This window comes from Nonomuraea sp. KM88 (assembly GCF_052245635.1).
GTDB lineage: Bacteria > Actinomycetota > Actinomycetes > Streptosporangiales > Streptosporangiaceae > Nonomuraea.
On the sequence record NZ_JBQQCC010000007.1, the window covers coordinates 413,789 to 439,706 of the forward strand.

Annotated in this window: 27 protein-coding genes; 19 read left to right on the top strand and 8 right to left on the bottom strand. The window is 74.0% G+C overall.

Annotated elements, in window-relative coordinates:
• Window positions 1-83: 83 nt before the first annotated feature.
• From ACTWPV_RS23505 to ACTWPV_RS23520, 4 genes are all read right to left on the bottom strand, one after another.
• On the bottom strand, window positions 84-350 hold the full coding sequence (locus ACTWPV_RS23505) for a hypothetical protein (RefSeq protein WP_443153417.1): 267 nt from the start codon (window positions 348-350) through the stop codon (window positions 84-86).
• Window positions 351-484: 134 nt separating this feature from the next.
• A complete protein-coding gene (locus tag ACTWPV_RS23510) occupies window positions 485-1,147 on the bottom strand; it encodes a class I SAM-dependent methyltransferase (protein ID WP_347644417.1) in 663 nt (220 codons plus the stop codon).
• Window positions 1,148-1,171: 24 nt separating this feature from the next.
• Window positions 1,172-1,789, bottom strand: coding sequence for a GNAT family N-acetyltransferase (locus tag ACTWPV_RS23515; protein ID WP_443153418.1), 618 nt, complete (start codon window positions 1,787-1,789; stop codon window positions 1,172-1,174).
• 29 nt (window positions 1,790-1,818) lie between these two features.
• Window positions 1,819-2,190, bottom strand: coding sequence for a MerR family transcriptional regulator (locus ACTWPV_RS23520; protein ID WP_347644415.1), 372 nt, complete (start codon window positions 2,188-2,190; stop codon window positions 1,819-1,821).
• Between the two features lie 61 nt (window positions 2,191-2,251).
• On the opposite strand from ACTWPV_RS23520, the gene ACTWPV_RS23525 reads away from it, so the two are divergent.
• Window positions 2,252-3,496 carry an MFS transporter gene (locus ACTWPV_RS23525; RefSeq protein WP_443153419.1) on the top strand — a complete coding sequence of 415 codons (1,245 nt, stop codon included), beginning with the start codon at window positions 2,252-2,254 and terminating at the stop codon, window positions 3,494-3,496.
• On the opposite strand, the gene ACTWPV_RS23530 is transcribed toward ACTWPV_RS23525, so the two are convergent.
• Entirely contained in the window at window positions 3,420-4,931 is a 1,512-nt protein-coding gene (locus tag ACTWPV_RS23530; RefSeq protein ID WP_443153420.1) for an LLM class flavin-dependent oxidoreductase, read from the bottom strand. The two genes, ACTWPV_RS23525 and ACTWPV_RS23530, sit on opposite strands and share 77 nt — an antisense overlap.
• Window positions 4,932-5,028: 97 nt before the next feature.
• Here ACTWPV_RS23530 and ACTWPV_RS23535 point away from each other — a divergent pair, with 97 nt between their 5' ends.
• A complete protein-coding gene (locus ACTWPV_RS23535) occupies window positions 5,029-5,475 on the top strand; it encodes a MarR family winged helix-turn-helix transcriptional regulator (protein ID WP_347644779.1) in 447 nt (148 codons plus the stop codon).
• Between the two features lie 73 nt (window positions 5,476-5,548).
• On the opposite strand, the gene ACTWPV_RS23540 is transcribed toward ACTWPV_RS23535, so the two are convergent.
• The gene (locus ACTWPV_RS23540) at window positions 5,549-6,409 is read right to left on the bottom strand and encodes an alpha/beta fold hydrolase (protein ID WP_443153421.1); all 861 of its coding nucleotides are present in this window, start codon (window positions 6,407-6,409) and stop codon (window positions 5,549-5,551) included.
• Window positions 6,410-6,560: 151 nt separating this feature from the next.
• Between ACTWPV_RS23540 and ACTWPV_RS23545 the strand changes: the two genes are divergently transcribed.
• The 7 genes from ACTWPV_RS23545 (at window position 6,561) to ACTWPV_RS23575 (ending at window position 13,131) form a co-directional block, all read left to right on the top strand.
• A complete protein-coding gene (locus tag ACTWPV_RS23545) occupies window positions 6,561-7,061 on the top strand; it encodes a hypothetical protein (protein WP_443153422.1) in 501 nt (166 codons plus the stop codon).
• Between the two features lie 235 nt (window positions 7,062-7,296).
• Window positions 7,297-8,502, top strand: a complete 1,206-nt coding sequence (locus ACTWPV_RS23550; RefSeq protein WP_347644410.1) for an MFS transporter — start codon at window positions 7,297-7,299, stop codon at window positions 8,500-8,502.
• The gene (locus ACTWPV_RS23555; protein ID WP_443153423.1) at window positions 8,499-9,494 is read left to right on the top strand and encodes a small ribosomal subunit Rsm22 family protein; all 996 of its coding nucleotides are present in this window, start codon (window positions 8,499-8,501) and stop codon (window positions 9,492-9,494) included. Before ACTWPV_RS23550 ends, ACTWPV_RS23555 begins: the two co-directional genes overlap by 4 nt.
• A 160-nt stretch (window positions 9,495-9,654) precedes the next feature.
• The gene (sigJ, locus tag ACTWPV_RS23560) at window positions 9,655-10,611 is read left to right on the top strand and encodes an RNA polymerase sigma factor SigJ (RefSeq protein ID WP_443153424.1); all 957 of its coding nucleotides are present in this window, start codon (window positions 9,655-9,657) and stop codon (window positions 10,609-10,611) included.
• Window positions 10,598-11,374: a polyprenyl diphosphate synthase gene (gene uppS / locus ACTWPV_RS23565; RefSeq protein WP_347644407.1), complete on the top strand. Its 777-nt coding sequence runs from the start codon at window positions 10,598-10,600 to the stop codon at window positions 11,372-11,374. Before sigJ ends, uppS begins: the two co-directional genes overlap by 14 nt.
• Before the next feature lie 43 nt (window positions 11,375-11,417).
• Window positions 11,418-12,200: a GNAT family N-acetyltransferase gene (locus ACTWPV_RS23570; protein ID WP_347644406.1), complete on the top strand. Its 783-nt coding sequence runs from the start codon at window positions 11,418-11,420 to the stop codon at window positions 12,198-12,200.
• 46 nt (window positions 12,201-12,246) lie between these two features.
• A complete protein-coding gene (locus ACTWPV_RS23575; protein ID WP_347644405.1) occupies window positions 12,247-13,131 on the top strand; it encodes a pentapeptide repeat-containing protein in 885 nt (294 codons plus the stop codon).
• A gap of 105 nt (window positions 13,132-13,236) precedes the next feature.
• Here the strand turns inward: ACTWPV_RS23575 and ACTWPV_RS23580 are convergent, their stop codons facing one another.
• On the bottom strand, window positions 13,237-13,740 hold the full coding sequence (locus tag ACTWPV_RS23580) for a MarR family winged helix-turn-helix transcriptional regulator (protein WP_443153425.1): 504 nt from the start codon (window positions 13,738-13,740) through the stop codon (window positions 13,237-13,239).
• A 77-nt stretch (window positions 13,741-13,817) separates the two neighbouring features.
• Between ACTWPV_RS23580 and ACTWPV_RS23585 the strand changes: the two genes are divergently transcribed.
• The 6 genes from ACTWPV_RS23585 to clpX all read left to right on the top strand — a co-directional run bounded on the left by ACTWPV_RS23585 (window position 13,818) and on the right by clpX (window position 19,847).
• Entirely contained in the window at window positions 13,818-14,714 is an 897-nt protein-coding gene (locus ACTWPV_RS23585) for an EamA family transporter (protein WP_443153426.1), read from the top strand.
• Between the two features lie 5 nt (window positions 14,715-14,719).
• Window positions 14,720-15,358, top strand: a complete 639-nt coding sequence (locus ACTWPV_RS23590; RefSeq protein WP_443153427.1) for an NAD(P)-dependent oxidoreductase — start codon at window positions 14,720-14,722, stop codon at window positions 15,356-15,358.
• A gap of 72 nt (window positions 15,359-15,430) precedes the next feature.
• A complete protein-coding gene (locus ACTWPV_RS23595) occupies window positions 15,431-16,294 on the top strand; it encodes an SMP-30/gluconolactonase/LRE family protein (RefSeq protein WP_443153428.1) in 864 nt (287 codons plus the stop codon).
• Window positions 16,295-16,368: 74 nt separating this feature from the next.
• Window positions 16,369-16,941 carry a TetR/AcrR family transcriptional regulator gene (locus ACTWPV_RS23600; RefSeq protein WP_443153429.1) on the top strand — a complete coding sequence of 191 codons (573 nt, stop codon included), beginning with the start codon at window positions 16,369-16,371 and terminating at the stop codon, window positions 16,939-16,941.
• Between the two features lie 450 nt (window positions 16,942-17,391).
• Window positions 17,392-18,585, top strand: coding sequence for a cytochrome P450 family protein (locus ACTWPV_RS23605; protein WP_443153430.1), 1,194 nt, complete (start codon window positions 17,392-17,394; stop codon window positions 18,583-18,585).
• Window positions 18,586-18,593: 8 nt separating this feature from the next.
• Window positions 18,594-19,847, top strand: a complete 1,254-nt coding sequence (clpX, locus tag ACTWPV_RS23610; RefSeq protein ID WP_443153431.1) for an ATP-dependent Clp protease ATP-binding subunit ClpX — start codon at window positions 18,594-18,596, stop codon at window positions 19,845-19,847.
• 41 nt (window positions 19,848-19,888) lie between these two features.
• Here the strand turns inward: clpX and ACTWPV_RS23615 are convergent, their stop codons facing one another.
• Complete coding sequence (locus ACTWPV_RS23615) at window positions 19,889-20,659, bottom strand: NAD-dependent epimerase/dehydratase family protein (protein WP_443153432.1); 771 nt, start codon at window positions 20,657-20,659, stop codon at window positions 19,889-19,891.
• A 224-nt stretch (window positions 20,660-20,883) separates the two neighbouring features.
• Here ACTWPV_RS23615 and ACTWPV_RS23620 point away from each other — a divergent pair, with 224 nt between their 5' ends.
• From ACTWPV_RS23620 to ACTWPV_RS23635, 4 genes are all read left to right on the top strand, one after another.
• The gene (locus ACTWPV_RS23620) at window positions 20,884-21,690 is read left to right on the top strand and encodes a putative protein N(5)-glutamine methyltransferase (RefSeq protein ID WP_443153433.1); all 807 of its coding nucleotides are present in this window, start codon (window positions 20,884-20,886) and stop codon (window positions 21,688-21,690) included.
• A 114-nt stretch (window positions 21,691-21,804) separates the two neighbouring features.
• On the top strand, window positions 21,805-23,394 hold the full coding sequence (locus tag ACTWPV_RS23625) for a DUF6528 family protein (protein ID WP_443153434.1): 1,590 nt from the start codon (window positions 21,805-21,807) through the stop codon (window positions 23,392-23,394).
• A 179-nt stretch (window positions 23,395-23,573) separates the two neighbouring features.
• Window positions 23,574-24,701: an esterase-like activity of phytase family protein gene (locus ACTWPV_RS23630; RefSeq protein ID WP_443153435.1), complete on the top strand. Its 1,128-nt coding sequence runs from the start codon at window positions 23,574-23,576 to the stop codon at window positions 24,699-24,701.
• A 209-nt stretch (window positions 24,702-24,910) separates the two neighbouring features.
• Entirely contained in the window at window positions 24,911-25,765 is an 855-nt protein-coding gene (locus ACTWPV_RS23635) for a universal stress protein (protein WP_347644394.1), read from the top strand.
• Window positions 25,766-25,918 lie beyond the last annotated feature (153 nt).

The following is a 25,918-nucleotide window of genomic DNA, read 5'->3' on the forward strand; positions in this document are numbered from 1 at the left end:
GCGCACGGCCGGGAGACGCGGCGGAGAGGCCGTGGTCCCGGCACCCCTGCGCCGGGGGCCGGGACCGGGCAGGTCGCGGGATGTCAGCGGCTGAGCCAGTCGAACACCCAGCTGCGGCCGCCCCGGTGCGGGTTGCCGCGCCCGTGGTCGTGGCCCGGGACGCAGGCGTCGATGTCGCGGGTGCCGGCGAACCTTCCGTGATGCGTCACGTGGTGGTAGGTCGAGTCTTCGTTCACCGCGAGGTCACAGTGGTGCGGGTGCCGACCGGATTCGGCGGCGGCCGCGCCGGCCCCGAACACCACGGCCGCCGCGGCCAGTGCACCGCCGGTGGCGATGAGGGTACTTCTCATGATCTCCCCCTGTAATCACGAAGTGACATCGGTCATCACTATACGTAGCGATCTTGTGGGGGTAGGGAGCGCCACGCCCTCTTTTGATCAACAGGGCGGCCGCGCCGGACTCCGCGCTGAACTCTGGGGCGGGACTACGGCCTGACCGCCCGCAGGTAGCACAGCAGCGGCCACAGGTCGCCTTCGGCCCGCACGCGGAACCCGGCGGCCCGCGCCAGTGCGGCCGGCGTCTCCCCGGGGTCGGGCCAGGCGTGCCCGCTCACCAGGCCGGTCAACCGGCGCGCGAGCGGCCGGCGCGGCGGCCGGAACTCCGCGATCAGCAGCCTGCCGCCCGGACGCAGCACGCGGAACATCTCCCGGACGGCGGTCTCCCGCGCCCCGGCCGGGATGTGGTGCACGGCCAGGCTGGAGACCACCACGTCGAACGGCCCGCCGGGCAGGTCCAGCGACTGCCCCTCGCCCACCAGGTAGACGCAGCTCGCCGGGGCGCGGTGGCGGGCGTAGGCGATCATCCGCGGCGACGGATCCACGCCGACGACCTGGCCGCCCGGCGCCACCAGCGGCGCCAGGCGGCGGGTGAGGTAGCCGGTGCCGCAGCCCACGTCCAGCACCCGGTCGCCGGGTCCGGCGCCGGCCAGTGCGGCCAGCTGCGTGAACACCAGCCGCCTGCGCCCCGCGTAGCCCAGCCGGGAGAACAGCTCGTAGGCGCGCGGATGGTCGATGGTGCCGGAATGCTCGTGGTGGTGGCGCAGGAGTTTTCCGCGGCCCATGCCGGTCACCTCCTGTTCGGTCGGCACCTCATCAGCCTGCCCCGAGGGCGGTCAGGCAAGCAGGACCTCCGCCCCTACGGGCCGGTATCCCGCCGCGAGGAACGCCCGTACGGCTGCCGCGTTCCCCGGGGCGACCTGCGTCCACACCGGCTCGGGGACGAGGTGCCTGGCGCACGTGGCCAGCGTCCGGCCCGCTCCGCGGCCGCGGTGTCCCGGCTCGACCTCCACGGCGATCTCCCACCGTCCGGCCACTCCGCGCCCCAGGGCGAGCAGGCCGCCCTGGCCGGTCCACACGCGTACGGCGTCGCGGAACCTGCGGGCCCGCGCCACCCGAGGATGTCCGCTGTCCGTGACCTCCCCCAGGGGGACGGGCGGAGGGCCGTCGAGGGGCGTGGCCAGGCCCAGCAGGTCGACGTTGCCGATCCGCCGGCCGGTCCTGTCCGCCATGGCCTGCAGGAACGGCGGGCAGAGCGGCGCGGACAGGTCGTCGGCCGGGAGCCGGTCACGGACCCAGCCCGGGTCGAGATCGGTGAAGACCACCGTGTGCGCGGTGAAGGCGATCACGCCGGCGTCGCGGGGTGACGGCTGGGGCACGATCGTCACGCCGCCGTCCGCCGCGGGCGGCCGGCCGCGCTGCACCTCCGCGAGCAGTTCGGTCAGCGAATCCATGATCTACATAGTAAAGGAGGGCGGCGGGATCAGCTCCGCAGATCGCGTACGGCGGCCAGGTAGGCCCGGATGGCGTCGCGGTTGCGGGCGAGGCAGTCGATACGCTGCTGGATGCGCTCCGCCTCGGCCTCCAGGAGGCCGGCGAGCTCGGGCGTGAGGCATTCCGGGTGCAGGTGGATCCCGCCGGGCCCGTCGAGGAACGGGAGGATGCGGCGGATGATCTCCGTCGTGAGCCCCGAGTCGAGCAGGCCGCGGATCTGCTGGACCCGGTGCACGGCCGAGGGCGGGTAGACGCGGTAGCCGTTGTCCGCGCGTTCCGGGTGGAGGAGGTCCTGCTCCTCGTAGTAGCGCAGCATGCGCGTGTGGACGCCGGTGCGCCGGGAGAGTTCCCCGATTCTCATGGCAGGCCTCGGTCCGCTGGGATTTGCCTTCACACTGATGTGAAGGTTTCAGCCTAGTCCCATGGCTGATGGGGTGCGTGGCGGGAGAATGCCGTGGCCGGGACTGCTGGCGTTGTTCGCGGCGGCGTTCACGGCGGTGATGACGGAGTTGCTGCCCGCCGGGCTGCTGCCGCAGATCGGAGCGGCGCTGGAGGTGCCGGAAGGGCGGGCCGGGTTCCTGGTGACGGCGTACGCGGTGGCGTCGTTCCTGGCGGCGATCCCGCTGACGGCGCTGCTGCGGCGCTTCCCCCGGCGGCCGGTGCTGGTGGGGACGCTGGTGGGGTTCGCCGCGTGCAACGCGGCGACCGCGCTGTCCTCGTCGTACGCGGTGACGTTCGGGGTCCGGGTGCTGGCCGGTGCGATGGGCGGGATCCTGTGGGCGATGCTGGTCGGTTACGCGGCGCGGATGGTGCCGCCCGAGCGGCGGGGGCGGGCGATCGCGATCGTCTCCGCCGGGATCACGGTGGCGTTGTGCGCGGGCATCCCGGCGGGTGCGGCGCTGGCCGGGATGTTCGGATGGCGGGCCGCGTTCGGCGCGCTGGCCGTCGCGGCGGTCGTCCTGGTGGGGTGGGTGCTGGCCACGGTCCCCGGCTTCCCCGGTGAGGCCGCGGCCGGACGCGTGCCGTTGCGGCGGGTCGCCGCCGTTCCCGGGGTCGCGACGGTGCTGGGGGTGACGGTGCTGGTGCTGGTGGCGCACCAGGCGGTGTACACGTACCTGGCGCCGCTCGCCGCGCTGACCGGGGCCGGGCGGACGAGCGCGGTGCTGCTGGTGTTCGGCGTGGGGACGGTCGCGGGGATCTGGGTGGTGGGCGCGGTCATCGACCGGGCCCTGCGCGCGACGCTCGTGGCGGTGCTGGCCGTGGTGGCGGGGGCGATGGTCGTGCTGGGCGCGCTCGGGGGACCGGCCTCCCTGGCGGCGGTGGCGTTGTGGGGCGCGGCCTTCGGAGGCGTGCCGACGTTGCTGCAGACGGCGCTGGTGAACGCGTCGGGGCCGGAGAACGCCGACGTGGCCACCTCCATGCAGACCACGGTGTACAACGCCGGCATCGCGGGCGGGTCGCTGGCCGGCGGGCTGGTGCTGGAGGGCGCCGGCGCGGGCGCGCTGCCGTGGACGGCCCTGCCGCTGGTGGCGGTCGCCCTGGCGATCGTGCTCGCGGCGCGCAGGCACGCCTTCCCCGGCCGCCGGGCCGCTAGAGACCGTGCCTGGCCAGGGGCTCGACCAGTTCGCGCTCCTCGTACGACAGGTGGGACAGCAGGTTGTCGGTGAGCAGGTCGACGGCGGCGCGCAGGTTGCCGAGGGCGCCCGGTTCGGCGACGAAGGCCACGAGGGCGCGGTCGACCCGCTCGATGATCTCGTGGATGGCGTGGTGCTCCTCCTCCAGCCGGTCGAGCACGGGGACGAGGCCGGGCTCCGCGCTGCGCAGGCGCGGGAAGAGCGCGGTGTCCTCGGCCGAGTGGTGCAGGGTGAGGAGCCGGCAGTAGGACTCGCAGTACGCGCCCAGGGTCCAGTTGTTCTGCCGCATGGTGAGCGTGTTGATCTTCGAGCGGGCGGAGGCGGCGTCGAGCGTTCCCGCGGCGACCTGGTCGACCAGATCGCGCAGCTGGGCCAGCTCGGCGCGCAGGTGGTCGTGGACGTCGACGAGGTGCCGCCCGTCCGACTGCCGGTGCGGGGTGTGGCTCCTGGAGCGGTCGGGGCGGGGCGCGGTGGGGCGGGTGCTCTCGTCCCACACGCGGCCGTCGGTCAGCCGTACGCCGTCGTCGGGAGCGCCGTCCGGGCCGGCGGACACCTGGGTGCCGTCCGTTTCGAGGGATGCCCGGGCGCCCTCCGGTCCGGCGGAGAGGTGGGCGCCGGCGGCTCGTTCCGCGGCGACGAGCTCGCGGACGGCGGGAGCGGTCTCGGCGGCGAAGCGCTCAATCCGGCGGGGGTCGCCGGCGAGGAGGGTGAAGACGCTGATGCCGTGGGTGAGGGCGAGCTCGGCGAGCTGGGCGGGCGGGAGCTCGTCGCCGAGGTTGAGCAGGCGGCGGATGTCGCGGGGCGAGCGGCCGGCCTCCTCGGCGGCCTCGTCGATGACGGCGTTGCCCTCGCCGAGCTTGCCGGTGGTCTGGAGGTGGGGGAGCGAGGGGAGCCAGCCGTCGGCCAGCCGGCCGGTGAGGCGGAGCATGCGGGGCTTGTACGCGCCGAGCCAGATGCCGATGTCGTGGGCCGGGCGCGGCCCCCGCCGCAGCCCCTCGACCTGGTGATACCGGCCGTCGAAGCGGATGCGGCCCGGGGCGTCGGTGTCCCAGGCCGCGCGGACGATCCGGATGCCCTCCTCCAGCGCGTCGACGGCCTGGCCGGGGGCCAGGCGGGGCGTGCCCATGGAGGCGATGGCGTCCCAGTAGCCGCCGGTGCCGAGGGCGAGCTCGAAGCGCCCGTGACTGAGCAGGTCGAGGCTGGCGGCTGCCTGGGCGAGCATGGCCGGCGGGCGCAGCGGCAGCGGGTGCACGTTGCCGGCCAGGCGGATGGTGCCGGTGGCGGCGGCCACGTAGGAGAGCAGTGTCCAGGTGTCGAGGAGGGCGGGCTGGTAGGGGTGGTCCTGGAAGGTGACCAGGTCGAGCCCGGCGCGTTCGGCCAGCTGGGCGGTGGCCACGACGGTGTCCGCGTGCTGGGCGTGCGGCACGATGTTGGCGCTGAAGAGCAGGTCGTGACCGTAGTCGGGCATGAGGCGGTCCCCCGGGACAAATGGTTGGCATTGCGAACAGTTGAAAGTAAATTAGTTCGGATGGCAAACCACTGTCAATTAGACTCGTGCCGTGGTCATGACGAGACAGCCCGTGCTGGGGTTCACCGACGCGCTCGTGCGCCTGGCGCACCTGGTGCAGCAGGTGTTCGTCGAGGTCGGCAAGGAGCACGACCTGACGCCGCAGCAGGCCCAGCTGCTGTGCCTGCTGGTGGACGGGCCGGTGGGGATGACGGACCTGGCCCGCAGCCTCCACCTGGAGAAGTCGAGCCTGACCGGGCTCGTGGACCGTGCGGCCGGGCGCGGCCTGGTCGTGCGTACGCGCGACGCCCGCGACCGGCGCGCCTGCCGCATCGGGCTGAGCGGCGACGGCCGCCGGGTCGCGGTGCTGGCGCACGACGAGGTCGCCCGGCGCCTGGAGGCACTGGCGGCGGACCTTCCGGAGCAGGACAAGGAACTGCTGGTCTCGGCCATCGCCGGCATGCTGTCCGCGCGCGGCTCCCAGGGTGGCGGCTCCGGCGGGTGAACGCGCGGCCCTCAGGAAGGCGGCTCCGTCAGGCGAACGGGCCGCCCTCGGCTCCGGCGGGTGAACGGGCGCGTCAGGTGAAGACCTCGGAGAGGAACGCCGTCAGGGCCGCGGTCACCTCCGCGGGCCGTTCCAGCGGAGCCAGATGACCCGTGTCCGGCAGGTCGAGGCGGCGGGCCCCGGGGATGCCTTCCGCGAGCAGGCGGGAGACCTCCTGGATGCCGGGCACGTCCGACAGGCCGTTGATCACCAGGGCAGGCACGGCGATCTCGGGCAGGCGGGTGGCCGCGGGCGGGTCGAGGTGGCGTTCGGCTGACCTGGGGCCGGACCACGACCGTAGGAAAACCAGCCCGCACATCTCCACCGCCGCCGCCCACACCTCCTCGGAGAGGGCATCACGACCGCGGTCAGGGCCGGCGACCTGCCACAACGTGTGAGCCTCGGCCATCGCGCGCACGTCGGCGGGGTCGACGTGGCCTGCGGCGCCGGCGCGGTAGCGGGCCAGCCGGTCGGGCGGCACCGAGGTGTGCACGCGGTCGCGGGCCTGATCGAGCATCGCCCGCGGCCACCGGTGACCGGCCAGGCCCGAGCTGATCAGGGCGAGCGCGGCGACCCGGCCGGGGGCGGCGAGCGCGGCCTCCACGGCGTACGCGCCGCCCATCGAGCAGCCGATCAGGGCCGCCCGCTCGATCTTCATGGCGTCCATGACGGCGAGCAGGTCCTCGTGGTGGCAGACCTCGCCCTGGGCGTCGCCGGACCGGCCGTGGCCGCGCCAGTCGTAGCGGATCACGCGGTGGCGCCGCGACAGCGCCGCGAACTGGTGGTCCCACATGCGCATGTCGGCCACCCCCGCGTGCGCCAGGACCACGGTGCCCGCCGGCTCCCCGGGGCGCGCTTCTTCGCAGGCGATCTCGACGCCGCCGATCGTCACCATGCCGGGGACGCTACCGCGGGACGGTTGCGCGAGCGCGGCCGTTCGCCGTGGGCACAGCTGTGGGCACAGCCGCGGGAACGGCTCTTCGGGGGGAAACCCATCCCCCTCGCGGGGGAGCCCCGGCGGCGGCCCCGTCGGCAGAGTCGGTGCCATGAGAATCGTGATGGCGGGTGTCGCATGGACGGGTCTGTACGTGGCGTCGAAGGTCGTCTACGCCCTGGAGGGCAAGCTGGGCGTCACCGGCGGGCCACAGGTGTCGCCGGACAGCTACCTCGCCTACGGGCGCGGCGAGGTGGCGCTGGCGCAGTGGGGCAACGTGGCGTCCGGGGTGGTGATCATGGCGATCCTGCTGGCGGGACGGATCCGGTTCACGGGGCGCCTGCCGTACCTGGTGGTGCTCTGGGCGCACTGGGTCTGCACGGCGGTCGCCGCGGTGGGCGCGGTGGGGATGACGGGGGGCGCGCTGGTGACCGATCGCGGGGGCGCGGTCTTCGGCGCCTACTGCGCCGTGTGGGCGGTGCTGCTGTTCCTGGCCACGCGTGACGTACGCCGCGGGCACCACGCCCGGCGGCCGCTCGGGGAGCACCGGGCGAAAAGCGGTGGCCGCGCCCCGGCCCGATATCAGAAGATCGGAGACGTCCAGGACCGGTGACACCGACGGAGAGGGGTCCGTATGCGCACCTGCATGGCCAACGCCGCCGCTTCGAGGCGAGGGCCCGAGACGCCTCACTGACGGGGACCTGCTCGTCGGACCGCCGCGACGGCGGTGCGATGCGGCAGATCCCCCGCGGGCACGGTGCCGCCGGACCCATTCCGGCGCATGAGGCTCCTCGCCTGGAGCGGTCGCACGCGCACACGACCGTTTCCCTTCCTTCCGAGGAGCTCTTTTGCGTGCCCTCACCTCCGCGCGGCTCGGCGCGGACTTCACCAGACTCTGGGCCGCCTCCGCGGTCTCCAACCTCGGCGACGGCATCACCATGGCCGCCGGGCCACTGCTCGTCGCCTCCCTCACGAACGACCCGGCGCTCGTCGCCGGCGCCGCCTTCGCCCAGCAACTGCCGTGGCTGCTCTTCGCGTTGATCAGCGGCGCGTACGCGGACCGGCTCGACCGGCGCAGGCTCATCGTCGCCGTCAACCTGCTGCGCGCCCTGGTGCTCGGCGCGCTGACCGTCTCCGTGGCCACGGGCACGACCGGCATCCCCGTCATCTACCTGGCGTTCTTCCTGCTCGGCACGGGTGAGACGCTCGCCGACACGGCCACCGCGGCGATGGTGCCCGCCGTCGTGGCGCCCGAGCGGCTCGCCGCCGCCAACGCGCGGCTGATGGCCACCTTCACCCTCGCCAACCAGTTCCTGGCCAAGCCGATCGGCGCGGGGTTGTTCGCCGCCGCGGCGGCCCTGCCGTTCGGGGTGGACGCGGTGTCGTTCGCGGTCGCGGCCGCGCTGGTGGCCACCGTACGGCCGGTGCCCGCGCAGCCGCGGGACGGCACCGGCGGGCTGCGCGCCGAGATCGCGGCCGGGCTGCGGTGGTTGTGGCGCCACCGCCTGATGCGCACGCTCGCGCTCAGCATGGGACTGGCCAACATCGTGTTCTGCGCGGCGTTCGCGGTCTTCGTGCTGTACGCGCGCGACCGGCTGCGGCTGGACGAGGTGGGTTACGGGCTGCTGCTCACCACGTTCGGCGTCGGCGGGCTGACCGGCACGGCGCTGGCGGTGCGGCTGCGGGCCAGGTTCGGGGCGACGGCCCTGTTGCGGGCGGGGCTGATCATCGAGGCCGGCACCCACGCCGCGCTGGCCGCCACGACTGCCCCGCTGGTCGCGGCGGCGGTGCTGGTCGTGTTCGGGATCCACACCATGGTGTGGGGCGTGGTCGCGACGACGTTGCGCCAGCAGGTCGTGCCCGCCCACTTGATGGGCCGGGTGAGCGGGGCCGGCGCGCTGATCGACGTCGGGGGCGCGGCGCTCGGATCGCTCCTGGGCGGGCTGCTGGCCCGGACCACGACGATCACGGCGCCCTACTGGCTGGCCGCCGCCGTCACGGCCGCCATCGCCGCAGCCGCGTGGCGGCCGCTCGCCGGGGCGAGGGCGCTGTGAACGCGTACGCGCTTCCCGGCGAGCTCAGAGCCGCGCTCGACCGGGAGCTCGCCCGCCACCCGGCGCACGACCTGGCTGACGCGGCGGCGCGGCTCACCGAGCGTTACCGCGCGGGCGCCGCCACCGGCGGCGTGCACCTGCGCGGCGAGGCCGACGTCGCCGCCTACGCCGCGGTCCGCATGCCCGCCACGTACGCCGCCACCGCCGCCGCCCTGCGCCGGGCGGCGGTGCCGGGATTCCTGCCCCGCAGCCACCTCGACGCCGGCGGCGGCACCGGGGCGGCCGTCTGGGCGGCGGCCACGACCTGGCCGTCCATCGAGGAGGTCACCGTCGTCGAACGCGACCCGCACGCCATCGGCCTGGGCCGCCGCCTGGCCCGCGCCTCGCCGGCGCTGAGCGGTGCCACGTGGCGGCGGGCGTCCGTCCGGCCGGGCCTCGACCGGCCCGCGGCCGACCTGGTCACCATGGCGTACGCCCTGGGCGAGCTCCCCCCGGAGGACCGCCCGGGGGCGGTGCGCTGGCTGGCCGCGGACGCCGCCATGGTGGTCGTCGTCGAGCCCGGCACCCCGTCCGGGTACGCCACCATCGCCGCCGCCCGGGAGATCCTGGCCGGACGCGGCATGACCATCGTCGCCCCCTGCCCCCACGACGGCCCCTGCCCGATCCGGCAGGGCGAGGACTGGTGCCACTTCTCCGTACGGCTGTCGAGGAGCGCGCTGCACCGCAGGGTCAAGGCGGGCACCCTCGGCTTCGAGGACGAGAGGTTCTCCTACGTGGCCGCCACGACGTCGCGGTGGCCCCGGGCCGGCGGCAGGGTCGTACGTCATCCGCGCAGTCGCAAGGGCATGGTGTCGCTGCGGGTGTGCACGGACGAGGAGGCGGTCCGCGACGTGACCGTGTCCAGACGCCAGGGCGGGCTCTACCGGCTGGCCAGGGACACCGGCTGGGGAGACTCCTGGCCGCGTGCCGGTGACGGAGGTGACGTGAGCTAGGAGGCGGGGTAGCGGCGGGGTACGGGAACCGCCGCCACCCCGTCGCCGCCCGTGCGCAGGAAGAGACGCCGGTCACATTCGCGGCGCCGATGTCACACTCACGGGGCGTACGGGCTCTGGGTCCGTGACAGCCGCAAGCCGCGCAGGGAGGAACGCCGCGATGTCCGACGAGCAGGCCACGCAGGTCTTCATCGACCACCGTGAGCTGCTGTTCTCCATCGTCTACAACATGCTCGGCAGCGTCGCCGACACGGAGGACGTGCTGCAGGAGACGTGGTTGTCCTGGGCCAGGCGGAGCGTGCCGTCGGCCGGTGAGCCGGTCGCCAGCCCGCGCGCCTACCTGGTGCGGATCGCGGTCAACGCGGCGCTGGCCCGCCAGGCCAGCGTCAGCAGGCGGCGCGAGGAGTACGTCGGCCCGTGGCTGCCCGAGCCGTTCGTCACCGAGCGCGAGGACGCGGCCGACCCCGCGGTGCGGGCCGAGTCGGTGTCGATGGCCCTGTTCGTGGTGCTCCAGTCGCTCACCCCGCTCGAACGCGTCGTGTTCCTGCTGCACGAGGTGTTCGGCTACGCCCACACCGAGATCGCCGGGATCCTCGACCGTACGCCGCCGGCCGTGCGCCAGCTCGCCCACCGCGCCCGCGAGCACGTCCACGCCCGCCGTCCCCGCTACGACGTCGATCCAGGGGTGCGGCGCAAGGCCACGGAGAAGTTCCTGGCGGCGGTGTTCGGCGGCGATCTGGCGGCGCTGCTGCGGCTGCTGGCCCCCGACGTGACGTTGTGGTCGGACGGCGGAGGCAAGGCTCCCGCGCCCGCCCGCCTGCGTCCCGTCCGCGGCCGTGACAAGGTGGCCAGGCTCCTGGCCGCGGGCGCCGGGCGCGCACCGCAAGGGCTCGAGGTGCGTCACCGGGAGCTCAACGGTGACCCGTCGGCCGTGCTGTTCGACGGCGACGCGCCGTTCGGCATGATGGTGCTGGACCTGACCCCCGACGGCGAGCAGGTGGCCGGCATCTACGCCGTCACCAACCCCGACAAGCTGGTACGGATCACCGACGGAAATCCGGAAAGATCCGATACCGACCGTCCGGGCACGCCATCCTGTGAGGGTGCAGACGACTGACCTCCTTCACGCCTTTTACGCCCGGCGCCTGCGCCGGCAGGTCATGGCGGGCCCGCTCCCCGGCCACGTCGGCCTGATCATCGACGGCAACCGGCGCTGGGCCAAGCAGAAGGGCCTGGCGCATCCGGGCCTCGGCCACAAAGCCGGTGCCGAGCACATCGCCGACGTCATGGCGTGGTGCGAGGGGCTGGGCATCAAGCATCTGACCGTGTTCCTCTGCTCGACGGAGAACCTCCAGCGCCGCGGCGACGAGGAGGTGGCCTCCCTGCTGGGCGTGATCGAGCGCATGGTCGCCGAGCAGCTCGACCGGCCGGACGCCCGCTGGCAGGTCCACGTCGCCGGCATGCTCGACATGTTGCCCGACACCACGGCCCGCGCCCTCAAGAGCGCCGTCGAGGCGACCCGCACGTGCGCCACCGGCTTCCACCTCACCCTCGCCATCGGGTACGGCGGCCGCCAGGAGGTCGTCGACGCCCTGCGCGAGCTGCTGTACGAGCGGGCCGAGTCGGGACAGTCCATGGTGGACCTGGCCGCCACGCTGACCGTCGACGACATCGCCCCGCACCTGTACACCGCCGGGCAGCCCGACCCCGACCTGGTGATCCGTACCAGCGGGGAGCAGCGCATGTCGAACTTTCTGCTCTGGCAGTCGGCCTACTCCGAGCTGTACTTCTGTGAGGCGTACTGGCCCGCCTTCCGCGAGATCGACTTCCTGCGCGCGCTGCGGAGTTTCGCGGCGCGGCAACGCCGCTACGGAGGGTGAAAAACCTGTTGCCCGGCACGCGCGGCGATGCTGAGGTGTCCGGGTGAACAATGACGACGTGCTGGCCCTGTTCGACCGGCAACTGCGGCGGGAGGCCCGCCCCGACGGGCCGGGGATGCGGGTCGAGCGGGCGGGCGGCGTGGTGCGCCAGACCGGCCTCGCGCACGGCTGGAACGGCGTGTTGTGGTCCGGCCTCGACGAGCAGGACGCGGACGCGGAGATCGCCGGGCAGGTGCGGCACTTCGGGTCGCTGGGGCTGGCGTTCGAGTGGAAGCTGTACGCCCACGACCGCCCCGCCGACCTCGGCGACCGGTTGCTGGCGGCCGGGTTCACCGCCGAGCCCGAGGAGACGGTCATGGTGGCCGAGTCCGCCGCGATCGCAGCGGGCCCGCCCGCCGAGCCGGAGGGCGTACGCCTGGTCCCGGTGACCGGCGCCGACGGGGTGGAGCTGATGGCCGGCGTGCACGACCGGGCGTTCGGCCTCGTCGGGGAGCGCCACGGCGACCACCTCAGGAGGCAGCTCCTCGACCGGCTCGCGGCCGGCACGCTCAACGCCGTGCTCGCCCTGGCCGGCGACGAGCCGGTCAGCGCGGCCCGGCTGGATCCGTATCCCGGCACCGGCTTCGCCGGGCTGTGGGGCGGCGGCACCGTGCCCGGATGGCGCGGGCGGGGCGTCTACCGCGCGCTGGTCGCGTGGCGTGCCCGCGAGGCGGTCGCGCTCGGCCACCCCTACCTGCAGGTGGACGCGTCCAGCCAGAGCCGTCCCATACTCGAGCGGCTGGGATTCGCCGCGCTCACCACCACGACGCCGTACACGCATCCTTGACTAGGGTGGGTGGGCCACACCCCGTCACCCGCGAGGAGACCTGCACGTGCCCGGAACGAACCCGCGCGAGCTCGGCCTGCTGGCCGACTGCGAGAGCTGCTTCGGGCTGTGCTGCGTGGCGCTGCCGTTCTCGGCCTCGGCCGACTTCGCCGCCGACAAGGACGCCGGGCAGCCCTGCCGCAATCTGCGCGACGACTTCCGCTGCTCCATCCACGACCGGCTCAGGCAGAGCGGCTTCGCCGGCTGCACGGTCTTCGACTGTTTCGGGGCGGGGCAGAAGGTCTCGCAGGTCACGTTCGAGGGCACGAGCTGGCGGGAGGCGCCGGGCACGGCCCGGCTGATGTACTCCGTGTTCCCGATCATGCGGCAGCTGCACGAGCTGCTGTGGTATCTGGCGGAGGCGCTGGCGCTCGACGCCGCCCGGCCGGTGCACGCGGAGCTGGCCGAGGCCCTCGCCGCGACCGAGCGCCTCACCCTGCGCAGCGCCGGCGAGCTGGAGAAGGTCGACGTGGAGGCGGAGCGGGTGCGCGTCAACACGCTGCTGCTGCGGGTCAGCGAGCTGGTCAGGGCGGGCCGTGCCGGCAAGGATCACCGAGGAGCCGACCTGATCGGGGCCCGCCTGCGCGGCGCCGACCTGCGCGCGGCCAGCCTGCGAGGGGCGTACCTGATCGGGGCCGACCTGAGGGGAGCCGACCTGCGCGAGGCCGACCTCATCGGGGCCGATCTGCGCGGCGCCGACCTGTCGGGGGCCGACCTCGACGGCGCTCTCTTCCTCACCCAGCCCCAGCTCGACTCCGCCAGGGGCGACCGGGCGACCCGCCTGCCCGCCGCGCTCACCCGACCGGCGCACTGGTCCGCCCCGCAGGACCGGCCGTCCCGGCCGCGTGCAAGGGGCGGGGGAAGAGCGCGCGGCGCCGGCCGTCGCCGCTGATCACCACCGCTGACCGTCGCCCGGTACCTCGCCCGGCCGGGGTGCTGCCGGGGAGGACGGGAGCCCGCGCGGCGGGCGCCCGCGCCGGGCCGGGGGTGCCCGCGTTCAGGCGGGGCCGGTCGTGTCGCCGAGGGATTCCAGCAGGGCGCGCAGCGCGTCGGCGAGGTCGTCGCGCCGCTCCTCCGGCAGCGCGGCGAGCACACGCTGCTCCGTCGCGATGTGGTGCGGCAGCACTTCGTCGATCAACGTGCGCCCCTCGTCCGTGAGGGTCACGTGGACGCCGCGCCCGTCCAGGTCGCTCGGGGCGCGCGTCACCAGGCCGCGCGCCTCCAGGCGGTCGAGCCGCTGCGTGACGGCCCCCGAGGTGACCATGGACGCGCGCATCAGCACGGCGGGCGTCAGCCGGTGCGGGGGATCGCTGCGGCGCAGCGTGGCCAGCACGTCGAACGAGGCCGGGTCGAGCCCGTGGGCGTCGAAGGTGCGGCGCAGCTCGGCGGTGATCAGCCGCGACAGCCGCGACAGCCGGCCGATGACCGCCATCGGGGAGACGTCCAGGTCAGGGCGCTGGGCGGCCCACTGTTTGAGCACGAGGTCGACGTGATCTGCCACTCTTCCAGCCTAGCGATGTCTTAGCGGTGAGGTACATCACCTAGGCAAGTATCTTAGTGGTGAGCTACTTTGTCTTAGTGCTAAGAAATCAAACGGGAATCGTGTTGCTGACCGCGTTGACCCCCTCCATCTGGGGGACGACCTACCTGGTCACCACCGAGTTGCTGCCGCCCGGCCGGCCCTTGCTCGCGGCGCTGATCCGGGCCCTGCCCGCCGGGCTGCTCCTCCTGGCGATCACCCGGCGCCTGCCGAAGGGGATCTGGTGGTGGCGCTCGCTGGTGCTGGGGGCGCTGAACATCGGGGTGTTCTTCGCGCTGCTGTTCGTGGGCGCCTACCGCCTGCCCGGCGGGGTGGCCGCGACCGTCGGGGCCGTCCAGCCCTTGCTCGTCGCGCTGCTGTCGGCCGGGCTGCTCGCCGAGCGCCTGTCCCTGCGCACCGCGCTGGCCGCCGTGGCGGGCGTGGCGGGAGTCGGCCTGCTCGTGCTCCGCGCCGACGCGCGCCTCGACGCGCTCGGCGTCGCCGCTGCCCTCGGCGGCGCCGCCGTCATGGCCACCGGTGTCGTGCTGAGCAAGCGGTGGCGCTCGCCCGCGCCGCTGCTGGCCACCACCGGCTGGCAACTCGTCGCCGGCGGCCTGCTGCTGCTTCCCGTGGCCCTGCTCGTCGAAGGGCCGCCGCCCGCCGTCCTCACGACCGCCAACCTCGCCGGGTACGCCTATCTCGCCGTCATCGGCTCCGCCTTCGCCTACGCCCTGTGGTTCTGGGGACTGGGACGGCTGTCGGCGACCCAGGTGACGTTCCTCGGCCTGCTCAGCCCCGTGGTCGCCACCGCGCTCGGCTGGCTGGTGCTCGGCCAGGCTCTCACCGCCGCCCAGGCGTGCGGCGCGGTCGTCGTCCTGGCCGCGCTCGTCGCCGCCCAGCTCCGCCCCGCGCGGCCGCGGCCGGCGCAGGCCGTGCTCGCAGGTAAGGAATCCTGAGCGCCATGCGCATCACCCTCTTCGGCGCAGCCGGAGCCGTCGGCACCAGGACGCTGGCCGAGGCGCTGTCGCGCGGCCACGACGTCACCGCCGTCGTCCGCGACCCCGCCCGCCGTCCGCTGCCGCACTCCGGCGCGAAGATCCGCCGCGGCGACGCGTCGGACATCGGCGACGTCGCCGCACTCAGCGCCGGGCAGGATCTGGTCATCAGCGCCACCCGACCCGCGCCCGGCCGCGAGCACGAGCTGGTGACCGCCGCCGAGTCCCTGCTGGCCGGGGTCTCGGTGACCGGCGTGCGGCTGCTGCTCGTCGGCGGCGCGGCCGGGCTGACCGTGCCCGGCACGGGCGGGCTCACCGTCGTCGACGCCCCGGACTTCCCGCCCTCCTGGCGGCCCATCGCGCTGGCCTGCGAAGCCCAGCTCGCCGCCTGCCGCACGGCGCCGCGCGCCGACTGGACCTACCTGAGCCCGCCGGCGCTGCTGGAGCCGGGCGAGCGCACCGGCCGTTACCGGCTCGGCGCCGACGAGCTGCTGGTCGGCGCGGACGGCCGCTCGGTGATCTCCATGGAGGACCTCGCCGTGGCGCTCCTCGACGAGGCCGAGCGCCCCCGGCATCGCCGGCGCAGGTTCACGGTGGCGTACTGACGCCGCGACCCGGCGGCGGGCCGCCGTTAGAGTCGTGAACCACGCCCCCGTGATCCCGCTGAGGAGAGCCGCATGACCGTCGCCGCGTACACCGTGACCGATCCCGTCGCCGAGCACGGCGAGGGGCCCGTGTGGTCCAGCCGTTGGGGCGGGCTGCGCTGGGTCGACATGCTCGCCGGTGACGTGCTCGCGCTGGACGCCGGCGGAGGGGTGCGCCGCCGGCACGCGGGGGCGCTCGCCGCCGTCGTACGGCCCCGCGTCTCCGGCGGCTACGTGGTCGCGGCCGAGCGCGAGCTGCTCCTGGCCGACTCCGACGACCTCGACGCCCCGCTGCGTTCCCTGGGCGAGGCGTGGACCGACCCCTCCATCCGGATGAACGAGGGCGGCTGCGACCCCGACGGCCGCTTCTACATCGGCAGCATGGCCTACGACGCCACCCCGGGGCGCGGCTCGTTCTACGTGGCCGGGCCGGACGGGGAGCTGCGCGTGGTGCTGCCAGGAGTGACGATCTCCAACGGGTTCGACTTCAGCCCCGACGGGAGCCTGGCCTACTACGCCGACACCGAAACCGGCCGCGTGGACGTGCTCGACTACACCCCTGACGGCGGGCTGAGCGGGCGCCGGCCCTTCGTGGTCGTCGACCCGGACCAGGGGGCGCCCGACGGGCTGACCGTGGACGCCGAGGGCGGGGTGTGGGTGGCGCTCTGGCAGGGCGGGGCCGTGCACAGGTACGACGCGGGAGGCCGGCTCGACGCGGTCGTCACCCTGCCCGTACGCAAGGTCACGGCGGTGGCGTTCGGCGGCGACGGCCTCGACCGGCTGTTCATCACGACCTCCGCGCTCGACGTCGACAGGGGCGAGCAGCCCGCCGCGGGCGCGCTCTTCGCCGCCGACCCGGGTGTGCGCGGCCGCCCGGTCCTGCCCGCCGCCCTCTGATCCTCCGGCTTGCGTAACCATCCCTCTCTAGGCTAAAACCTAGGAGGGATAGGTTGACGGAGTGGAGGTGGCCCATGGCGCGTGCCGGACTGACCGCCGACCGGGTGACGGAGGCGGCGGCCGACCTGGCCGACGTGGTCGGGTTCGACAACATCACGCTGTCCGCGCTGGCGCGCGGCTTCGGCGTCGCCGACGCGAGCCTCTACTCCCACGTCAAGAACATGCGCGACCTGCGCACCCGCGTGGCGGTGCGCGCCGCGGGCGAGCTCGCCGACCGCCTCGCCACGGCGACGGCGGGCCGGGCGGGCAAGGAGTCGCTGGCGGGGTTCGCCAACGCGTGGCGCGACTTCGCGCGCGACTGTCCCGGCCGCTACCAGGCCACCCAGATGGTCCTGGCCCCCGAGGCCGTCGCCGGGTCCTCCGGCCACCAGCGGATCATGGCCATCACGTACGCCCACCTGGGCGCGTACGGGCTGCCGGAGCCCGACCTGACCGATGCCATCCGCCTGTTGCGCAGCACGTACCAGGGGTTCTTCGCCATCGAGGCGAGCAGCGGGTTCGGCCATCCGCGCGATCTGCAGGCATCGTGGGAGAAGATCCTCGACGCGCTCGACAACGCGCTCACCCACTGGCGCGTGTCCTCCTAGCGCCATTCCGTACGCAAGGAAAGAAGCATGAAACCGATCACCCGGGTCGCGCCTACCTGGTCGCCGAGCGCGGCGGCGACCTGGTCGGCGTCACCCTGCGCCTGGCGCCGTCGCCAACCTGGACGCCTTCCTCGCCAAGGTGCTGGACGGCAGCGTGTCGTGACGTTGGCGGGGGCGGCGTCCAGCTCTCGCCGGCGGACGGGAAGGGCCGCCCGCGGCCTCGGCCGGCTTCCCGTCGCGGCCACCGTCGCCACCTGAGCGGGCGGTGCGCGATGGGGCGCCGGCGTGAACGTCGCCCATGGCTTGGACCGCGCGTCCGTGCCTTCCGGTTCCCTCGGCGAACGACTTTCCGGGTTCGCATCCGAATGGTCCTCACGTTGCCGCACGCCCAGTATCAAGATACTCTCACCATCCCGATGTCGTCATCATGTGGATGGTTGAGGAGCGGCGATGACCGAGGTGCCCCGGATGGACCTGAGCGACCCCGCGGTGCTGAGAGACCCGCTCACCGCGTTCTCCCAGGTGCGTGAGCTGTCGCCCGTGGTGCGGCTGGCCGCGCCCGGGTTCGGCCCGTTCTGGGCCGTGACGCGGCACGCGGAGGCCAGGGCCATGCTCAGCGACCCGCGCCTGCAGACCAGCGTGGACAGCTACCTGCAGTTCGACGTGCCCGAGCACTGCCGGCGGTACATGCGCACCATGTCCGTGCTGAACGGCTCCGAGCACTCCCGGCTGCGCCGGCTGGTCGCTCCCGCGTTCACGCCGCGCAAGGCCGCCGCGTCCGGGCCCCGCATGGAGCGGATCGCCGGCCGCCTCCTCGACGAGCTGCCCGGGCACGCCGCCGCGGACGGCACCGTCGACCTGCTGGCCCACTTCGCGCGGCCCCTGCCGATCGAGGTGATCTGCGAGCTGGTCGGCATCCCCGCCGCCGACCGCCCCCGCTGGCGCGAGTACGGCGCCGCCGTCGCCGCCGGGCACGGCCAGGGCCTGCGGGAGGCCGTCCCGGCCATCATGGAGGGCGCCACGGCGGCCGTCGCCCGCGGCATCGCCGAGCCCGGCGACGACCTGGTCTCCGACCTCGCCCGCGTCATGGAGGAGGGCGGCGACCGGCTCAGCGAGGTCGAGCTGGTCACCATGGTCTGGCAGCTGGTCCTGGCCGGCCAGACGCCTGCCAACCTCATCGCCAACGCCGTGCTCACCCTGCTCGGCCACCCCGAGCAGCTCGCCGCCCTGCGCGCCGGCCCGGAGCTCATGCCGCGCGCCGTCGAGGAGCTGATGCGCTGGTGCGGCCCCCAACTGCTGACGATCCCGCGCTTCCCCGCCGAGGACGTCGAGATCGGCGGCGTGCTCATCCCGAGAGGAGAGCCCGTCACCGCCGCGATCGCCGCCGCCAACCGGGACCCCCGCGCGTTCGACGATCCCGGCACGTTCGACATCCGGCGGGAGGCGTCCGGTCACCTCGGGTTCGCGCACGGCCCCCACTTCTGCACCGGCGCCTCGCTGGCCCGGGTGCAGACGGGCGCCGCGCTCGGCGCGCTGCTGCGCCGCTTCCCCGACCTGGCGCTCGCCGGCGACGTCGCGTACACCCCCGACCCGGGCACGCTGCGCCTGGCCTCCCTGCCCGTGACGCTGCGCCCGAACGGCTGAGGCGCCCGATGACCCGCACAGGCAGGCGCGAGAACCAGCTGGGCTGCTCGTTCTGCGGCAAGCGGCAGGACGAGGTGCGCAAGCTCATCGCGGGCCCGCCGTCCGTGTACATCTGCGAGGCGTGCGTGGCCGTCTGCACCGAGCTGATCGCCGAGGAACGCGCGGACGGCGGCGAGACCGCCACGGACTTCCCCAAGCCCCGGGAGATCCACGCGTTCCTGGATCAGTACGTGATCGGCCAGGAACCGGCCAAGAAGACGCTCGCGGTCGCGGTGCACAACCACTACAAGCGCCTGAGCGCACCCGCCGGGGCGGAGCCCGTCGAACTCGGCAAGTCCAACGTGCTGCTGGCCGGCCCCACCGGCAGCGGAAAGACGCACCTGGTGCGCACGCTCGCGCGAATGCTCGACGTGCCCTTCGCGATCGTCGACGCCACCGCCCTCACCGAGGCCGGATACGTCGGAGAAGACGTCGAGAACGTGCTGCTCTCGCTCATCCGGGCGGCCGGCGACGACCTCGTCCGCGCCGAGACCGGCATCGTCTACATCGACGAGATCGACAAGATCGCCCGCAAGGGCGAGAACCCGTCGATCACGCGCGACGTCTCCGGCGAGGGCGTCCAGCAGGCCCTGCTGAAGATCATCGAGGGCGCGGTCGCGTCCGTCCCGCCGCAGGGCGGCAGGAAGCACCCGCACCAGGACGTCCTCCAGCTCGACACGGCCGGGGTGCTCTTCATCGCCGGCGGCGCGTTCCCCGGCCTGGAGGAGATCGTCGAGCGGCGCGTCGCCCGCCGGCGTTCGGGGTTCGGCGCCACGCCACCCGGCGCGGACGAGGACGTCCTGTCCCGGCTCATGCCGCAGGACCTGGTGGCGTACGGGCTGATCCCCGAGCTCGTCGGCCGGCTCCCCGTGGTGACGACGCTGCGGCCGCTCGACCGCGCGGCGCTGACGCGGATGCTCACCGAGCCGCGCAATGCGCTGATCAGGCAGTACCGCAGGCTGTTCGAACTCGACGGGGTCGAGCTCGAGTTCGAGGAGGATGCCGTGGCCGCCGTCGCCGAGCAGGCGCTGCTGCGCCGCACCGGTGCCAGGGCCGCCCGGGCGATCCTCGAGGAGGTGCTGCTCAACGTGATGTACGAGGTGCCGGGCCGGGACGACGTGGCCCGCGTCGTGGTCACCCGCGACACGGTCCTCGCCAACGTCAACCCGACCCTCGTGCCGCGCAGCCACCACGACGGCGAACCGCGCGAGAAGTCCGCCTGAGCCCCGCGCCGGGCGGCCACCAGGCGGTGCCTGACCCCCGTTCAGGCCTGCGCGGGCGGGTTGTCCGCGCCGTCGAAGATGCGGCAGATCATCACCGTCGGCGGCCCGGCGGTCTCCGCGTACGGCTCGCTGTCGTCGCGCGGCTCGTAGCCGAGTTTCCTGGCCGAGGCGAGATCCCAGTGCCGCCGGGTGTTGGCCGACATGCCGAAGTGCACGCTCCACCCCGGGCCGGCCGTCAGCGCCGCCAGCAGCAGCGCGCCCGCGTCCCGGCCGGACAGCCACATGCCCAGGTACCTCGCCTCGTCCAGCGCGTAGCCGGTCGAGCCGAGCCGCAGGCAGACCACGGAAGCGCCGGTCAGCTCCGCGTGCAGCCGGCCGAGGTTCTCCGTGACGACCTTGCTGAGCCCGTACGCGCAGCAGGGCCGGGGTTCCCACGCCGGGTCCACCGGACGGTGCTCCGGCCGGTTGTACTCGCCCATGGCGTGCACCGTGCTGGCCAGCACCACCCGCGGCACGCCCTGTCCGGCGGCGGCGTCGAGCACGCGGCGGGTGAGCGCCACGTTGGCGCGGTAGACCTCCTCCCACGTCGCGTGCGGCCTGGGGTCGCCCGCGAGGTGGACCAGCCCGGACGCCCCGGCCAGCGCCCGCTCGGCCACCCCCGGCTCGGCCAGGTCGGCCGCCATGGACTCCTCGCCGGGCAGGGTCGCCCCGGCCACCCGGTCGACGACGCGCAGCCGGTGCTCCGCCAGCAGCGCGGGCCGCACCAGGCTGCCCACCCGCCCGAAACCGCCAGTGATCACCACAGGACCCATGCCGTGCCCCCGTTCCGCTCTCCACCTCGACTGTAGGCCGGTGATCAGGGGACGGACAGGACCTTTGCGACAGGGATCTGCTAGCGTGACCATCCCCGAACGGACCGGCCAGGGAGGTGAGACCCATTACCGCTGTGACAGGCTGGGTGCTCCCCTTCCCGGCCAGGCGGACCACCGGGACCAGGTGACCGCGGGAGCGCCCATCGGCATCCCGGAAGGCTTCCATGTCTGCTTTCTCGTCACCCGTCCAGACCGCTGAGATCGTCACGAGGCTGCGCGCCGCAGGATGCGTGTTCGCCGAGGACGAGGCGGCATTGCTCCTCTCCACCGCGTCGACCCCCGAGGTCCTGGCCGACATGGTCGCCAGGCGGGTCGCCGGCGAGCCGCTCGAACACGTGCTGGGCTGGGCGGAGTTCTGCGGCCTGCGCGTCGTCGTCGAGCCGGGGGTGTTCGTGCCCCGGCCGCGTACGGAGTTCCTCGTCCGCCGGGCCGTCGCGCTGGCCCGCGCGGCCGCCGGCCCGCCCGTGATCCTCGACCTGTGCTGCGGCACGGGCGCGATGGGGGCAGCGGTGATCGCCGAGCTCGCCGGCGCCGGGGGAGGCGGGGCCGAGGTGCACGCCGCCGACCTCGACCCGGCCGCCGTGCGCTGTGCGCGGCGCAACCTCCCGGGCGCGCACGTCCACGAGGGCGACCTGTTCGAGCCGCTGCCCTCGTCGTTGCGCGGCCGGGTCGGCCTCCTCATCGCCAGCCCGCCGTACGTGCCGTCGGGGTCGATCGGCCTGCTGCCGTCCGAGGCCAGGCTGCACGAGCCGCTGACGGCGCTCGACGGAGGAGGCGACGGCCTCGACGTCGCCCGGCGGGTGATCGCCGGGGCGCCGCGGTGGCTGGCGCCGGGCGGCCACCTGCTGATCGAGACGAGCGAACGCCAGGCGGAGGCCACCGCCGTGGCCGTGGCGGGCGCCGGGCTGCGCGCCCGTGTCGAGCGTTCGGAGAAACTGGACGCCACCGCCGTCATCGGCACCCGCCCCTGACCCCGCACACCTGACGGCGACGCGTGCGGGAGGCGCGTGAGGCGGCGTCGACGGCATTGGGCGCCGGGGCCGGTCCACGGATAATCGGTGGGTCATCGTCGAAGGAGGACGCGCGTGCGGAAGTTATCGATGGTCGCCGTGATGCTGGCCGGCCTGGCCGTCCCCGCCGGGGGCGCCGCCGCGACGCCCGGCGACTACTGGGTCGCCGGAGGGGACCAGACGGGCAGGAGACTGCTGGCCTTCGATCCCGCCGTCACCGACTGGAACAGCTCGGCGGCCGTGAAGTGGTCGTGGGAGCCGAGCGTCACGCCCGGCCGGTTCTCCGGCGACGAGGTGTCGGCGTTCGGGCTCATCGCCGACTTCAAGCTGCGTACGAGGCCGTCCGGCGCGCAGAGCGTCGTCGTCGCGGCCGGAGGCAGCCGGGGCATCGCGGCCGTCGTGTCCTATCCGGAGGGGGTCCGCCAGTGGGCACGGATCCTGCCGGGCAACCTGCACGCCGCCGAGCTGTTGCCCGACGGCAACATCGCGGTCGCCGCCTCCACCGGCGGCTACGTCAGGGTGTACGCGTCCTCGCAGGGGCCGAACGCGGCCACGTACGCCGAGTTCAGGCTGACCGACGCGCACGCCGCCCTGTGGGACCCGGCGATCAGGCGGTTGTGGGTCATCGGCCAGGACCCCGCGTCCGGGCAGCACATCCTGGCGGCGCTCGCCGTGGAGGGCACCACCGCCCGGCCGACGCTGCGCGAGGACATCCAGCGCAGGGCGGTCCTGCCGACCGGCGGCGGGCACGACGTGTACGGCCACGCCACCGACCCCGGCAAGCTCTGGCTCACCACGGGCTCGGCCGCCTACCTGTACGACAAGGCCACCAGGACCTTCGACGGAGACCTGCCGGGCGGCGCCAACCGGGCCGCGGTGAAGTCCATCGGCAACCAGCCGTCCGGGCAGATCGTGCAGACCAGGCCCGACTCCTCCAAGACGCCGCCGGGCGCGTGCACCGACAGCACCTGGTGCACCGACACCGTCGACTTCTTCGCGCCCGCCATGACGCGCAGGCGCACGGGCGCGGCCTTCTACAAGGCGCGCGTGTGGAGCCCGTACTACGGCGTCGCCGACCAGAGCCTGCGCGGCACGGTGTGGGGGCGCACCCGCAGCCCCTCGGGCTCCTGGGCTTCCGACGCGACCGAGATCGACGCGAACGGCGGTATCTCCGACGTGGCCGTGGCGGCGTTGCCGGACGGCAGCCTGCATGTGCAGACGCTGGTGCCGGGGGCAGGGGTCTGGGACCGCACGCGGAGAGCCGGTGGCCGCTGGGCGGGCTCCGTCAAGATCGACGAGAACGGCGCCGTGCACGCGCTCTCGGCCGCCGGGCTGCCCGACGGCACGCTCCAGGTGCAGACCGCGGTGCCGGGCGCGGGAGTGTGGAACCGCTCGCGCAGTACGGCCGGGGCGTGGGCCAGTTCGGTGAAGATCGACGCCAACGGGTCGGTGACCGCCCTGTCGAGCGCCGCTCTGCCGGACGGCGGGCTGGAGGTGCAGACCGTGGTGCCCGGGTCCGGGGTGTGGAACCGGTCGCGCAGCGCGGCCGGGGCCTGGGCCGGCGCGGCGGTGAAGGCCGACGGCGACGCCGACGTCCTGCACGTCTCGGCCGCGGTGCTCGGCGACGGCACCCTGCACCTCCTCACGCTTCCTGACATTTCTTGATCCAAGGAAGATATGCGGCACGGGCGCCGGGAAAAGGGGAATTTCCCTGATTTCTGTGGTGACGTGCGAGTTTGGCGTCCGTGGACTTCCCTGGTGATCCGCGATTTCATGTCCTCCGTCGATTTCGCTCGACGGCCGGTGAAATTACGGGGGATCATATGGGTCGTTCGCGGAAAATAGTGGAAATAACCATCGCGTTCGCGATGGTGGTGAGCGCCGCACCGCCGGCGGCGGCAGGGAGCGCGCCGCCGGCGTCCGTCCGGATCACGCGCTTCCTGGGCGAGCAGCGGGTGCCGCACCTGGTGCAGTTCGCGGGGACCACCGTGGGCGGTCTGTCCGGAATCGACCGCGACCCCCGCACCGACACGTGGTATTTCATCTCCGACGACCGCTGGCGCTACAACCCCGCCCGCTTCTACACCGGGCGGCTCGACATCGACCGCCGGTCGGGGGCGTTCTCCGGAATACGCCTGACGGGAGTCACGACGATGCTCAGGGCCGACGGGACACCGTACCCGGCCTACGGCAAGCAGGGGTCGGCCGATCCGGAGTCCATCAGGTACGACCGGTGGAGCCGGCGGCTGTTCTGGGGCGACGAAGGAGATCGACCGGACACCCGAAATCCGGATATTCCGGTGTCGTCCCCGGCGGTGCGCTCGATGGACCACCGCGGCCGCCACACGAGCGCTCTGCCCCTACCGGAGAACCTGCGGCTCACGACCGCCGAGACCGGGCCGCGGCGCAATTTCGGGTTCGAAGGCCTGGCCGTGTCCAGGCGTACGATCAGCGCCGTGACCGAGGGCCCGCGCTACGAGGACGGGCAGCCGCCGACGGCCGAACGCGGCGCGCCCGCGCGGCTGACCGTGTGGAACCGCCAGGGCACCCTGGAAGGCCAGTACGTCTACCCGCTCGACCCGCTGCCCGCCGCGCCCGTCCCGTCCACGGGGCACTCGGACACCGGCGTGTCCGAGTTGCTGGCCATCGACGAGTCCCGCTACCTGGCGCTGGAGCGTTCCTGGGTCGAGGGCACCGGCTACCGCGCGAAGCTCTACGAGATCAACCTGCGCGACGCCACCAACGTGCTGGAGAGGGCCGCACTGGCGAGCGGGAGCCCGTACCGCGCGGTGACCAAGCGCCTGGTCTTCGACCTCGGCACCTTCCGGCCCCCGGTGCAGAACTGGGAGAGCCTGGCCTGGGGGCCACGCCTGGCCGGCGGCGAGTGCACGCTCGTGATCGGCTCCGACGACAACTTCGACGAGCGCGAGTCGACCAACTTCCTGGTGTTCGGCGCGACAGGCTGCCGCTGACCCCACGCGGTGCCGGCGCGTCCCGCCGGCCGCCCGGGTCCGCGCGGGTGGGCCGCCCTCTGCGGGGGGAGGGCGGCTCGAGCCGTCCGGGGCCCGCGGCCGTGCGCCAAGGCCGGTGGCGGGCCCGCCGCGGGAGGTTGCCGAGGTGGATGACTCCCTGCTCCGGGGTAGCTGTGCGGGACAGGGACAGGCCGGACGGGAGGGCGGCGATGAGCGGACCGATCGTGGTCGGGATCGACGGGACGGACCGGGCCTGGACCGCGCTGACGTGGGCCGCGGACGACGCCGCGCGGCGCGGGCGGCCGCTGCGGATCGTCCACGTACGCGAGCCGTGGCAGCCGGAGCGGCCGCTGGCGGGCACGCGCCTGACACTGAGCGAGCGCTGCGAGGCGCTGCTGTCGGACGCCGTCGAGAGGGTACGCGCCATGGCGCCCGAGGTGGAGACGACGGCCGTGCTGATCACCGGCGCGGTGGTCGAGCGGCTGCGGACCGAGGGCGCCGACGCCGACAGCCTGGTGCTGGGCAGCAGGGGACGGGGCGCGATCGCCGGCCTGATGCTGGGCTCCACCGGGTTCGCGCTGGCCGGGCACGTACGCTGCCCCGCGGTCATCGTGCACGAGCCGCCCGGGCCGGAACGCGGCGAGGTCGTGGTGGGGTACGACGGGTCCGCCGACGCCGACGCGGCCCTGGCGTACGCGCTGGAGCAGGCGAACGCGCGCAGAGCGCGGGTCCGGGTCGTGTACGGCCGCCAGGTGTCCGTGCTGGCGCCCCACCCCGTGGGGTACGGGCCGCTGCCGGGGGCCGGGTTCGGCCAGGAACTGGAGGCGGCGATGGAGCCGTGGCGGGAGATGTACCCGGACGTGCCGATCGAGGACTCCTTCGTCGACCGGCACCCGGTTCCCGCGCTGGTACGCGCGTCCAGCGCCGCCGACCTGGCGGTGGTCGGGTCGCGCGGGCTGAGCAGGCTCACCGCGACGGTGCTCGGCACGGTGAGCCACGGCGTGCTCCAGCGGGCCCACTGCCCGGTCGCCGTGGTACGCGCCCCCTTTCGGCCGTCACCATGACCTGAGCGTCTTGACATCCTCCCGGCCCTGAAGGACTCTGTTGGCCGATTGGGTTGGGTTCATGCCGCCAGGCCAAGGCTGGCTCCGAGTCGCTCCAGGTGAGAGTTGCGGGTGCCGCGGATAGGAGTGCCGGTCCACCAGGCATCCAGGCGG